The following is a 12,414-nucleotide window of genomic DNA, read 5'->3' on the forward strand; positions in this document are numbered from 1 at the left end:
CGTGGCCGATGGTGCCTACGTTGACGTGCGGCTTGGTCCGCTGGAATTTTTCCTTTGCCATGCTACAGCTCCGAATTGAAGAATGCCGAAATGATTGAAAACACCAAAATGAATGGTGCCCATGGGCAGAATCGAACTGCCGACCTCTCCCTTACCAAGGGAGTGCTCTGCCACTGAGCCACATGGGCCTAGGGCGCCTTGCGGCGTCCCACAGCTAATTATCGCGCACCTCAGACCGTCACTGGAGCGGGAGACGGGAATCGAACCCGCGTCATCAGCTTGGAAGGCTGGGGTTCTACCATTGAACTACTCCCGCGACTGACCCACTCGGACCGGACGCAGACCCACCGATCCGCTCTTGCAACGGTTGCGCTGGTGGAGGAGGCTGGATTCGAACCAGCGTAGGCGTAAGCCAACAGATTTACAGTCTGCCCCCTTTAGCCACTCGGGCACCCCTCCAGCGAGCCTCGGATTATGCCACGTGCGCGGGGCTTTTTTCAAGCCAAGCTATGCTTTTTTCACCGCGCGCCTGCAACCAGCGGTTGACCGCGCCAAAGTGGCCGCAGCCGATGAAGGGCTGCGGCGGCCGCCGCGCCGCCAGCGGCGAGGGGTGGTTGGCGCGCAGCCACAGGTGTTGCGGTGCGCCCTGCTGCTGGGCGGCAGAAGGCTCGGCGGCCTGGGCGGCAGCTTGGGCGTGTCGGCCCCAGAGCAAAAAGGCTTTGGGCCGGCCTTGGCTGGCGCAGGCGCGCAGCACGGCCTGGGTGAATTGCTCCCAACCTTGCTGCGCGTGGCTGGCGGCTTGCCCGGCCTGCACCGTGAGGCAGGTGTTGAGCAGCAGCACGCCTTGCTGCGCCCAGGTCTCCAAGCTGTTACCCAAAGTGGGCCGGACACCAAACTCGCGCTGCAACTCGGCCTGGATGTTGCGCAGCGAGGGCGGCGCGCGCTCGCCTTGGGGCACCGAAAACGCCAAGCCATCGGCCTGACCCGGTCCGTGGTAGGGGTCTTGACCCAAAATCACCACCCGCACCTGCGCCAGCGGCGTGAGCGCCAGCGCACGCAAGGGCTGGGCCGGATAGACCAGCGCCCCGGCATCGAGCTGGGCTTGCAGCCAGCGGCCCAAATGCAAGCCGGCAGGGCCGGCCAAGAAGTCGCGCCACAGCGGCTGCCAATCGGGGGCCAGGGGCCAGTCTTGCGGGGCCCAGGCGCCTAGGCGATCGGTGGGGGTCGCCGGGCTGGGCATCAAGCCGGGCTGCGGGCTGGGCTCAGAGGCGGCTGCGGGCGCATGGGCTGCGCTGCGCCGCGCCCTCATGGCCCGGGGTCGAACAGCTCGGCCAGCGCCTGCCCCGGATCGGGAGCGCGCATAAAGGCTTCGCCGACCAAAAAGGCCGACACCCCGCCGTCGCGCAGGCGCAACACGTCGGCGCGGGTGGCTATGCCGCTCTCGCTCACCAGCACACGCTGCGCGGGCACCTGGGCGCGCAGTTCGAGCGTGGTCTCCAACCGCACCTCAAAGCTGCGCAGGTCGCGGTTGTTGATGCCGATCAGCGGCGTGCGCAGGCGCAGCGCGCGCTCGAGCTCGGGGGCGTCGTGCACCTCGACCAGCACCGCCATGTGCAGGCTGTGCGCCAGCGCTTCGAACTCGGCCATCTGCGCATCCGACAGGCAGGCGGCGATCAGCAAGACGGCGTCGGCCCCCAGCACGCGCGACTCATAGACTTGGTAGGGGTCGATCAGAAAGTCTTTGCGCAGCACCGGCAGGTGGCAGGAGGCGCGCGCCTGCTTGAGGTAGCTGGGGCTGCCCTGGAAGTAGTCCCGGTCGGTCAGCACCGACAGGCAGGCGGCCCCGTGGGCGGCGTAGCTCTGGGCAATGTCGGCCGGCTCGAAGGGCTCGCGCAGCACGCCCTTGGAGGGGCTGGCTTTTTTGATTTCGGCGATCACCGCCGGGCGCCCGGCGTTGAGTTTGGCGCGCAGGGCGCCGACAAAGTCGCGCGTCAGCAAGCGGCTTTCGGCGTCGGCGCGCACGGCGGCCAAGGGGTGGCGTGCCTGCGCCTGCGCGATTTCGTCGCGCTTGGTGGCGACGATGCGCTGCAAAATATCGTTCACGCGGGTGGCCTTTCAGGCGCTGGGCGCCAAGGTGCGGGTGGTGGAGAGAAACTGCTCCAGCTTGGCCCGGGCGGCCCCGCTGGCCAGCACGGCGCGGGCGCGCTGCAAGCCGTCGGCAATCGAGTCGGCCACGTCGGCGGCGTAGAGCGCGGCCCCGGCGTTGAGCGCCACGATGTCGCGCGCCGGGCCGGGCTGGTCGTCGAGCACGGCGCGCAGCAGGGCCAGCGACTGCGCCGGGCCTTGCACGCGCAGGTCGCGCTGGCTGGCCATGGCCAGGCCGAAGTCGTCCGGGTGGATGCGGTATTCGTAGACTTCGCCGTGGCGCAGTTCGCCCACCAGGGTGGCGGCACCGAGGCTGATTTCATCCAGCCCGTCTTGCCCATGCACCACCAGCGCGTGCTGCGCGCCCAGGTCTTGCAGCACCCGCACCAGCACGCCGACCAGATCCGGCGCAAACACGCCCAGCAGGATGTGGGGCGCACCGGCCGGGTTGGTGAGCGGCCCGAGGATGTTGAACAGCGTGCGCACGCCGAGCTCGCGCCGCACCGGGGCCACGTTCTTCATGGCCGGGTGGTGGTTGGGCGCGAACATGAAGCCAATGCCGGTCTGCGCGATGGATTGCGCGATCTGCTCCGGGCCCAAGTTGAGCTGCGCCCCAAGGGCTTCGAGCACGTCGGCGCTGCCCGATTGGCTGCTCACGCTGCGCCCGCCGTGCTTGCTCACGCGCGCCCCGGCGGCGGCAGCCACGAACATGGCGCAGGTGGAGATGTTGAAGGTCTGGGCGCCGTCGCCGCCGGTGCCGACGATGTCGACCAGGTGCTGCCGGTCTGCGATATCAACCGGGGTGACGTGCTCACGCATCACCTGGGCGGCGGCAGCGATCTCGGCGCGGGTCTCGCCCTTGGCGCGCAAGGCCACCAGCACGGCCGCCGTGAGCACCGGCGAGAGCGCGCCGCCCATGATCTGCTGCATCAGGTGGCGCATGTCGGCGGGCAGGAGCTCGCGCCCTTCGATCAGGCGCTGCAGCGCCTGCTGCGGGGTGGGGGTGGATGTGGGGTGCATGGGGCGCGGGGCTTGGCTGCGAATGGGGGGCGAATGGCTGCGGTTGGCTGCGGTTGGCTGCGGTTGGCTGCGGTTGGCTGCGGTTGGCTGCGGATTAGGCGCCGATTGGGCTGCTTGGGCGCTGCAACAAAAAGTTTTGCAGCAAGGCGTGGCCGTGCTCACTCAAAATGCTCTCGGGGTGGAACTGCACCCCTTCGATGGGCAGGCTGCGGTGGCGCACGCCCATGATTTCGCCGTCGTCGCTCCAGGCCGTCACGGCCAAGCAGTCGGGCAGGCTGGCGCGCTCGATTGCCAGCGAGTGGTAACGGTTCACCGTGAACTGCTCCGGCAAGCCGGTGAACACGCCTTCTTGCGTGCTGCGGATCAGGCTGGTCTTACCGTGCATGAGCTGCTGCGCGCGCACGATGCGCCCGCCAAAAGCGGCCCCGATGGCCTGGTGCCCGAGGCAGACGCCCAGTATCGGCAAGCGCCCCGCCAGCGCCCGAATCGCCGCCACCGACACCCCGGCTTCGGCCGGCGAGCAGGGGCCAGGCGAGATCACCAGCCGCTCGAACTCGCCTGCCGCCACGCGGCGCTCGAGTTCCTCGACCCCGATCTCGTCGTTGCGCCGCACCAAAACGGCGGCACCCAGCTCGCCAAAATACTGCACCAGGTTGTAGGTGAAGCTGTCGTAGTTGTCGATCATCAGCAGCTTCATGGCTGCTCCTTGGCCGTTGAGGCGGTATGCAAACGCACAAACTCGGCGCGCTCGTATTCGATGCTGGCCGCGATCAGGGCCCGGTAGGCGGCTTCCAGCACCTCGGTTGGCGTGCCTGTCATTGCAACCCCCCCTGCACCATTTCGGCCGCTCGCAGCAGCGCACGCGCCTTGTGCTCGGTCTCGGCCCATTCGAGTTCGGGAACCGAATCGGCCACCACCCCGGCCGCCGCCTGCACGTGCAACTGCCCGTCTTTGACGATGCCGGTGCGGATGGCGATGGCCAAGTCCATGTCGCCGGCGTAGCTCAGGTAGCCGCAGGCCCCGCCGTAGAGGCCGCGCTTGACCGGCTCCAACTGGTCGATCAGCTCCATCGCGTGCACCTTGGGCGCGCCGGTCAAGGTGCCGGCCGGGAAGGTGGCTTTGAGCACGTCCAGATTGCTCAGGCCCTCTTGCAGCAGGCCCTCGACGTTGCTGACGATGTGCATCACGTGGCTGTAGCGCTCGACCACGAAGGCGTCGCTGACCTTGACGCTGCCAATCTGCGCAATGCGCCCGATGTCGTTGCGCGCCAGGTCGATCAGCATCACGTGCTCGGCACGCTCTTTCGGGTCGGCCAACAGCTCGTGTTCGGCGGCGCGGTCCAGCTCCGGCGTGGCCCCGCGTGGCCGCGTGCCCGCCAGCGGCCGGATGGTGACCTTGCAGCCCTCGGGCACGCGCTCTTGGCGCACCAAAATTTCGGGCGATGCTCCCACCACCTGGAACTCGCCAAAATCGTAGTAATACATGTAGGGGCTGGGGTTGAGCGAGCGCAGCGCCCGGTACAGGCTCAAGGGGCTTTGCTCGTAGCGCTGGCTGATGCGCTGCCCCACTTGCACCTGCATGAAGTCACCGGCGGCGATCAGCTCTTTGGCGCGCGCCACCGCCGCCAGGTAGTCGGCCCGGTCAAAGGCGCGCTCGGGCGGGTGCGCCGGGCTGGGTTGCACCGGCGGCGCGGCCACCGGGCGCTGCAGCGCCGCCAGCAGTTCTTGCAGGCGCTGGCGCGCCCAAGCGTAGGCCTCGGGCTGGGCCGGGTCGGCGTAGACGATCAGGTGCAAGCGGCCCGAGAGGTTGTCGATCACCGCCAGCTCTTCGCATTGCAGCAGCAGGATGTCGGGGCAACCCAAGGGGTCGGGCGGGCAACTGTGCAGCAGCTTGGGCTCGATGTGGCGCACCGTGTCGTAGCCAAAGTAGCCCGCCAGCCCGCCACAAAAGCGCGGCCAACCCGGCGGCAGCGCCACCTTGAAGCGCTGCTGGTAGGCGGCGATGAAATCGAGCGGGTTGCCGCTGTCGGATTCGACCAGCACCCCGTCGCGCAGCACCTCGGTGCGGGCCGCTGCGCCAAAGCCGCTGGCGCGCAGCACCGTGCGCGCGGGCAGGCCGATGAAGCTGTAGCGCCCGAAGCGCTCGCCGCCCACCACCGATTCGAGCAAAAAGCTGTAGCGCCCGCCTTCCGGGCCGGCGTGCGCCAGCTTGAGATACAGCGAGAGTGGGGTTTCCAGATCGGCCAGCGTTTCGGCGCTGAGGGCGATGCGGTGGTAGCCCTGGGCCGCCAGGTGCTGGAATTCGGGTTCGGTGATCACGCGGGGGGCGCCTCCTACAGTACGCTCTGTGGCCAAGTGTAGCAAACCCCCTCGCCCGCGCCGGGCGGCTGGGCAAGGCGCAGCGCCTGCTCAAACACCGCCGTCGGCTGGCCGCCAGAGATGCAGTGGCAGTCGTTGCTGCTCACGGCGGGCACCGGGTGGATGTCGTGGCCGCTGAAGAACTTGTGCTCACCCGCACCTCCCGTCGGACTCACGCCCCGCCCAGGGGTTTGAGCAGTTCGGCCAGGTCGCTCTCGCCAAACAGCGGCTCGCGCCGGGCCGCCGATCCGCTGTAGACGCCCTCGGCCAAGGCGGCTTTGCGCTCTTGCAGCGCCAGTATGCGTTCTTCAATCGTGCCCTGCGCCACCAGCTTGAGCACCCACACACTGTGCGCCTGGCCGATGCGGTGGGCGCGGTCGGTGGCCTGGTTTTCCACCGCCGGGTTCCACCACGGGTCGTAGTGGATCACGGTGTCGGCCTGCGGCAGGTTCAGGCCCACGCCGCCGGCTTTGAGGCTGATGAGGAACAGCGGGACTGCTCCGTTGGTGAAGCGCTCGATGATCTGGTCGCGCTTCTGGCTCTGGCCGGTGAGCTTGACCCATGGCAGGCCACGTTTCTTCAGTTCGACCTCGATCAGGCTCAGCATGCTGGTGAACTGGGAGAACAGCAACACGCGCCGCCCCTCGGTCAGCATCTCGGGCAGCAGTTCCATCAGGTGTTCGAGCTTGGCGGAGTGTTTGACTTTTCGGGCCGCATCGAGCTTGAGCAGTTGCGGGTCGCAGCAGACCTGGCGCAGCTTGAGCAAGGCGTCTAGGATGGTGATCTGTGATTTCGCCAGGCCCTTGCTGTCGAGCGCCTCGCGCACGGTTTTTTCCATGCTCAGGCGTATCGTTTCGTACAGATCGGCCTGCTTGCCGCTCAGTTCCACCCGCGCCACGGTTTCCACTTTGGGCGGCAGCTCGTGCGCCACCAGCGCCTTGGTGCGGCGCAGCATGAAGGGCGTGATGCGGGCGCGCAGTTGCGCCATGCGCTCGGGGTTGCCCTGGCGCTCGATGGGGTTGCGAAACAGCTCTTTGAAACGCTGTTGCCCGCCCAGAAAACCGGGCATAAGAAAGTGAAACAGGCTCCAGATTTCACCCAGGTGGTTCTCCATCGGCGTGCCCGAGAGGCACAGGCGGTGGCGCGTGACCAGCTCACACGCCACCTGCGCGGCGTGGGTGCTGGCGTTCTTGATGTTCTGCGCTTCGTCGAGCACCACCAGATGCCAGGGCGTCTGCAGCCAGCGTTCCCGGTCGCGCTGCAGCAGCGAATAGGGCGCGATCACCACATCGTGCCCCGCCAGTTCAGCGGCTTTTTCGTGCCGTTCCTGCCCATGCAGCACCAGGCAACGCAGCTCGGGGCAGAAACGCCCGGCCTCGCGTTTCCAGTTGCCCAGCAGGCTCAGCGGCGCGATGATGAGCGCCGGGCGGTCCAGTCGGCCGGCGTCTTTTTCGACCTGGATGTGGGCCAGGGTTTGCAGCGTTTTGCCCAGGCCCATGTCGTCGGCCAGAATGCCGCCGAGTGCGCTTTCGCGCAGAAACTGCAACCAGTTCAAGCCCTGCTGCTGGTAGGGGCGCAGGCTGGCTTGCACGCTGGCTGGCAGCGCAACCACCGGCAGGCTTTGCTGGCCCTGCATGCGCTGCACCAAGGCGCGCAGGCTTTGCGCGCCCTGCCACACCACGCCCTCGCCCAAGGCGGCGCTGGTGCGCAGGGCTTCCAGGCGCGAGAGCTGGAGCTTGTCGGCGTTGAACTCGACCGCGCGCTCGCCCACCAGTTCCAGCAAGGCGCCCAGCCAGGGCCGCAGCGACTGGCTGGGCAGGCGCACAAATCCGCTGCCTCCCGGCGTGCGCAGGTACAAAAATTCGGGCAGATCGGGCAAGCCGGTGTCGGCGTTCAGCGGCGAGCGCGCCGCCGTGGCGATGATTTCGGGCAGCCAGGGCAAGACGTTGTGGCGCTCGCCGTTGATCTCGATCCCCAGCGACAAGTCAAACCACGGCGAGCTGCCTTCGTCTTCTTCGTCGCCTTGCGCCCGCAGTGCCACCTGCAAGGTGTCGGCGCGCACCACCCAGTGGCGCAAATCGTCTGCAAACGCGAGCTCAAACCCGGCGCCGCGCAGCTCGGCCCAGTCGCTGTCGGCCCACTGCAGCCAGCGTTGCGGCGGCTCGGCGGGCGACAACACCACCTGACCGTCGCCCGCCACCCACAAGCCGAGCGCCAGCAGCCGCGCCAGCGCTTGCTGCTCGGTCTCTAGGTCGCGGTGCAGCATGCGACGCTGACCATAGGCGTCCAATGGCGGCAACATCACGGTCGACTGTGCGGGTGGCCAAAACCCGCTGTACCCGGCGTAGTCGAAGCGGAGCAGGCCGCGCATCAGCCCGCGGGTGGGCGCCTCACTGGCAGGCAGCGCACTCAGTTGCAGGCAGGCGGTGGGTTGCAGGCCCCTGATCTGCGCCACGCTGGGCAACACCGGCGGCAGCGGCAGCGCGCCCAGCCGCTGCGTCAACAGGTCGGCGTGTTTGCGCAGCACCGATTCGGCCAGCACCGGCGCCTTGAGCAGCGCCTGCAGCTTGTCGCTGGCCACGCCATCGGCCACCACCGGCCCCAGCACGCCAGTTGCGGCATCCAGGTACAGCGGCGGCTCGTTCGCACATAGCAGCAGGCCCGGCCGCACCAGCGCCGCTTGCAGCCGCCAGCCGGGGGCCGCAGGGCCCTGCGCTGGCACCTCGGACCAGGTCCATTGCAAGGGCTCGGGTTCACCCCAGGCCAGCACGCGCTCGGGGTAGCCGCTGGGGGAGCGCGTGAGCAGCCGCCCGGTGGAGGCGGCTTGGCGCAACAGCAGGGCACCGGCCTCACCCATGGGCAACACGGTGTCGGCAAAACCATATGAACGCCCCTCGCGCGCACTTTTGCAGGCGCGCATGAGCTGCAGCACCTGGTGGTCAAGCGCTGTGGCGCTGTCGTACATCCCATAGCCCGGTTGCGGCTCGTAGCTCACCGCGCGCGGTTTGGCCCATTGCCCATTGAGCTTGAGGTACGAGACCGCCAGGCTGAATTGCAGACGCGACACATTCCGGGTGGTCGATGTCGATACCAGGTAGACGTACTGCTCCCTGCGGTCTGACTCCGTGCGCAGATGCGCCGGGTTGCTGCGCACCAACCGGTCCACCGCGTCCACCTGCTGGAGCCAGCCCAGCAACTGCCGCTCAGCGGCTTCTTCGGCCTGCTGCGCCAGGCGCGCTTGGGCGACCTGCTGCGCCGCTTCGGCACGTTCGCGCAGGGCGGCAGCCGCTTCGGCGTCCATCGGGGGTGGGATAGCACCCTCCAGCAAACGCCCGCCTTGGTAGGCCGCCTTGATCGACAGTGCGACCGCGTGTTTGCAGCCCGCACCCACCGGGCACGAACAGGAGGCAAACCAGTCCACCAGTTGCGACTGGGGATTGAGCGTGATCGCGACCCGGGCTTGGTACGGCGCGCGCTGCGTGCCCTGAACCCGGCCCGACACCACCCAGCCCACGCCATCGGGTTCCAGCTCCAGATCCAGCACCCGGTTGTTCAAGAACAGCTGCCTGCCCTTGGTCCAGGTTGGATGATCGACGAAGCCTGCCAAGTCTTGGTGGAAGAACCACAGGCCTGTGTTTGTGCTGCTGTTTGCCATTGCTGAATGCTGCGGATGCTGTGGATACTGCGTTGCTGACGTGCGGGAATTTCACCCACCCTCTATCAAACCACATGCGCCCCCCGCCATGACCAACCATGCCGCCTACGCGCGTGCTACCATGGCCGCACTCGCCCCAAGGAGACCCGCATGAGCACCAGCGTCACCTACATCGACCCGATCCAGCCCGAGAACAAGATGCGCCTGTACCGCACCAAGGTGATCAACATCATCGGCGGGCCGGGCTGCGACAAATCGCTGTTTTCTTCTAGCATCGTGCTCAAGCTGCACCTGATGGGCAAGACGGTGGAAATGGTGCCCGAGATCGCCAAAATCCGGGTCTGGCAGCGCGATTTTGCCGCGCTGCGCAACCAGTACGCGATCGCGCTGGAGCAGTTTCAGATGCTGGAAGTGCTCAACGGCCAGGTGCAGTACCTGGTCACCGAGGGTTCGCTGCCGCAACTGCTCTACTACAACCAGACCTACGCCGACAACATCTGCGACGTGAGCAAAACCCACGCGCAGATTCAGGGCTGGTACAAGCAGTTCGACAACATCAACATTTTCGTGCAGCGCGACCTGGACAAAAAATACATCCGCAGCGGCCGCCTGCAAGACGAAACCCAAGCGCGCGAGATCGACACCCAAATGCGCAATCTGCTGGCCAGCGAGGGCATCCGCTACAAGCTGCTGGCACCCGATCACCGCGCCATCATCGAGTACGCGGCTACGCTGGAGTGAAGGCGCTCAAACCAGTAAGGCGTTGACGCGCCGCACGTAGCCAGCCGGGTCTTGCGGCAAGCCGCCTTCGGCCAGCAGCGCTTGGTCGAACAAAATGTGCGCCAGATCGTCGAACTGTGCCGCGCCGTCGAGCTTTTGCACCAGCGCGTGCGCCGGGTTGAGCTCCAAAATCGGCTTGACTTCCGGGGCCCGCTGCCCAGCGGCCTTGAGCATGCGCGCCAACTGGTTCGAGTAGTCGCCCTCGCCCACCACCAAGCAGGCCGGTGAGTCCACCAGCCGCGTGGTCATGCGCACGTCGGCGGCCTTGTCGGCCAGCACCGCCTTCAGGCGCTGCAGCAGCGGCTTGTGCTGCTCGGCGGCGGCCTCGGCGGCCTGCTTTTCGGCCTCGTCTTGCAACTGGCCCAAATCGACCGCGCCCTTGGCCACGCTTTGCAGCGCGGCGCCGTCGAACTCGTGCAGGAAGGACAAGGCCCACTCATCGACCCGATCGGTCATGAGCAGCACCTCGATGCCCTTTTTGCGAAACAGTTCGAGCTGCGGGCTGCTCTTGGCCGCGGCCAGGTTGTCGGCCGTGAGGTAGTAGATGGCCTTCTGGCCCTCTTTCATGCGCGCCTTGTAGTCGGCAAGGCTCACCGCCACGGCGTCGCTGGTGGTGGAGGCAAAGCGCAGCAGGCGCGCGATGCGCTCGCGGTTGCCAAAGTCCTCGCCCAGGCCTTCTTTGAGCACGGCACCAAACTCGGCGTAGAAGCGGGCGTATTTGTCGTCTTTGGGCTGTGGCGGCGCGGCCTCGGCACCCTCGGGGCTGGCGGGGGCATCGGCTGCATCAACGGCGGTATCGGCAGAGGCGGTATCAGCAGGCGCAGCCTCCTGCACCCCCTGTTTGGCCAGGTCTTCCAGCAGTGCCAGCACGCGCCGGGTGTTGCCCTCGCGGATGGCCTTCACGTCGCGGCTCTCTTGCAGCAGCTCGCGGCTGACGTTGAGCGGCAAGTCGGCCGAATCGATCACCCCCTTGACCCAGCGCAGGTACGCGGGCAGCAGCGCCTCGGCCTCGTCCATGATGAACACGCGCCGCACGTAGAGCTTGACGCCGGGCTTTTTGTCGCGGTTCCAGAGGTCGTGCGGGGCCTTGGCCGGAACATAGAGCAGTTGCGTGTACTCGGTCGAGCCCTCGACGCGGTTGTGGCTCCAGCACAGCGGCGCCTCAAAATCGTGGCTGATGGCCTGGTAAAAATCGGCGTACTGCTGCTCGCTCAGGTCTTTTTTGGGCCGCGTCCAGAGCGCGCTGGCGGCGTTGACCTGCTCCCACTCGTCTTGCAGCACCGATGCGCCTTTTTCGGCGTCCCATTCTTCCTTGCGCATCAAAATCGGCAGGCTGATGTGGTCGGAGTATTTGCCGATGATGCCCTTGAGTTTCCAGCGATTAAGGTACTCGGCGGCGTCGTCGCGCAGGTGCAGCGTGATGGCGCTGCCACGCGCGGCCCGGCTGATGGCCTCGGTCTCAAACTCGCCCGCCCCGGCACTGACCCAGCGCACCCCCTGCTCGGGCGGCAGGCCGGCGCGGCGGCTCTCGACCGTGATGCGGTCGGCCACGATGAAGCCCGAGTAAAAGCCGACGCCAAACTGGCCGATCAGTTGCGCGTCTTTCTTCTGGTCGCCACTCAGGCGGCTCATGAACGCCTTGGTGCCGCTCTTGGCGATGGTGCCCAGGTGCTCGATCGCCTCGGCCTCGCTCATGCCGATGCCGTTGTCGGTGATGGTGAGGGTTTTGGCCTCGGCATCAAAGGCCACGCGCACCTCCAAATTGGGCGCGTCCTCGTACAGCCCGGTGTTATCCAGCGCCTCGAAGCGCAGCCGGTCGCAGGCGTCGGAGGCGTTGGAGACCAGCTCGCGCAAAAAGATGTCTTTGTTGGAGTAGAGCGAGTGCGTGACCAGGTGCAACAGCTGGGCCACTTCGGCCTGAAATGCGTGATGGGTGCTCATGGGGTGCTTGAAGGATAAAAAAGAAAGCCTAGGCGCGCTGCCACAGCAATTTAAGGCCGCGCGGCGCAACCGGCCCCACTTGGGGCTGGGGCGGGGGATTTCAAGGGTTGTCCGGGACCTTGCCGGGCTTGGTGCTTGCGCAGGCTTGGGGGTGTGGGGCTTGCGCAGGCTTGGAGGTTTGGAGGTTTGGTGCTTGCACAGGCTTGGGCGGGATCGGGTGCGGCTGGGGCAGCCGGCCTCATGCCGTTTTGCTGCGCGGCCAAAAATCGGCCAACTGCCCCAGCCACCCCCGATCCTTTCGGAGTGGCTTGGCTGATCACCCCTTGAGGGCCAACGAACGGGCGACGAACAACGGCGTTGCCGGCAACCGAATTGAACTCCAGCGCGCGGGAGATGGCCGACGATCATCGTCACCGGCGGGCTAGGGCGATGGGAACGCCAGCGCGCAGGCGATGGCCGGCCACCCCCGCCGAAAAGAAGCTGCACGGCCAGCACGCCCGCGCGCCCACAGGCTTT

The 12,414-nt window shown here is 67.0% G+C and carries 10 protein-coding genes and 3 tRNA genes; 1 reads left to right on the forward strand and 12 read right to left on the reverse strand.

The window, feature by feature from the left end; all coding sequences use genetic code 11:
- Positions 1-113: 113 nt before the first annotated feature.
- The 11 genes from SRAH_RS11250 to SRAH_RS11300 all read right to left on the reverse strand — a co-directional run bounded on the left by SRAH_RS11250 (position 114) and on the right by SRAH_RS11300 (position 9,177).
- Positions 114-188 (reverse strand) — tRNA-Thr (locus SRAH_RS11250).
- A 54-nt stretch (positions 189-242) separates the two neighbouring features.
- Positions 243-316 (reverse strand) — tRNA-Gly (locus tag SRAH_RS11255).
- A 57-nt stretch (positions 317-373) separates the two neighbouring features.
- Positions 374-459 (reverse strand) — tRNA-Tyr (locus SRAH_RS11260).
- Positions 460-472: 13 nt separating this feature from the next.
- The gene (locus SRAH_RS11265) at positions 473-1,240 is read right to left on the reverse strand and encodes a uracil-DNA glycosylase (protein ID WP_029463441.1); all 768 of its coding nucleotides are present in this window, start codon (positions 1,238-1,240) and stop codon (positions 473-475) included.
- 65 nt (positions 1,241-1,305) lie between these two features.
- Positions 1,306-2,103 carry an indole-3-glycerol phosphate synthase TrpC gene (gene trpC, locus SRAH_RS11270; protein WP_029463442.1) on the reverse strand — a complete coding sequence of 266 codons (798 nt, stop codon included), beginning with the start codon at positions 2,101-2,103 and terminating at the stop codon, positions 1,306-1,308.
- 12 nt (positions 2,104-2,115) lie between these two features.
- Positions 2,116-3,165, reverse strand: coding sequence for an anthranilate phosphoribosyltransferase (gene trpD, locus SRAH_RS11275; protein WP_029463443.1), 1,050 nt, complete (start codon positions 3,163-3,165; stop codon positions 2,116-2,118).
- 94 nt (positions 3,166-3,259) lie between these two features.
- On the reverse strand, positions 3,260-3,862 hold the full coding sequence (locus SRAH_RS11280; RefSeq protein ID WP_029463444.1) for an anthranilate synthase component II: 603 nt from the start codon (positions 3,860-3,862) through the stop codon (positions 3,260-3,262).
- A complete protein-coding gene (locus tag SRAH_RS13160; protein WP_269799112.1) occupies positions 3,859-3,984 on the reverse strand; it encodes a hypothetical protein in 126 nt (41 codons plus the stop codon). Before SRAH_RS13160 ends, SRAH_RS11280 begins: the two co-directional genes overlap by 4 nt.
- Complete coding sequence (gene trpE / locus SRAH_RS11290) at positions 3,981-5,483, reverse strand: anthranilate synthase component I (protein ID WP_029463445.1); 1,503 nt, start codon at positions 5,481-5,483, stop codon at positions 3,981-3,983. Before trpE ends, SRAH_RS13160 begins: the two co-directional genes overlap by 4 nt.
- 14 nt (positions 5,484-5,497) lie before the next feature.
- Complete coding sequence (locus SRAH_RS13095; protein WP_029463446.1) at positions 5,498-5,698, reverse strand: hypothetical protein; 201 nt, start codon at positions 5,696-5,698, stop codon at positions 5,498-5,500.
- Complete coding sequence (locus SRAH_RS11300) at positions 5,695-9,177, reverse strand: DEAD/DEAH box helicase (RefSeq protein WP_045477369.1); 3,483 nt, start codon at positions 9,175-9,177, stop codon at positions 5,695-5,697. The genes SRAH_RS13095 and SRAH_RS11300 overlap by 4 nt, the downstream gene beginning before the upstream one ends.
- A 150-nt stretch (positions 9,178-9,327) precedes the next feature.
- On the opposite strand from SRAH_RS11300, the gene SRAH_RS11305 reads away from it, so the two are divergent.
- A complete protein-coding gene (locus SRAH_RS11305) occupies positions 9,328-9,918 on the forward strand; it encodes a hypothetical protein (protein WP_029463448.1) in 591 nt (196 codons plus the stop codon).
- Between the two features lie 6 nt (positions 9,919-9,924).
- On the opposite strand, the gene htpG is transcribed toward SRAH_RS11305, so the two are convergent.
- The gene (gene htpG / locus SRAH_RS11310) at positions 9,925-11,898 is read right to left on the reverse strand and encodes a molecular chaperone HtpG (RefSeq protein WP_029463449.1); all 1,974 of its coding nucleotides are present in this window, start codon (positions 11,896-11,898) and stop codon (positions 9,925-9,927) included.
- Between the last annotated feature and the right edge of the window lie 516 nt (positions 11,899-12,414).

Source organism: Serpentinimonas barnesii, from assembly GCF_000696225.1.
In the GTDB taxonomy this organism is placed as follows: domain Bacteria; phylum Pseudomonadota; class Gammaproteobacteria; order Burkholderiales; family Burkholderiaceae_C; genus Serpentinimonas; species Serpentinimonas barnesii.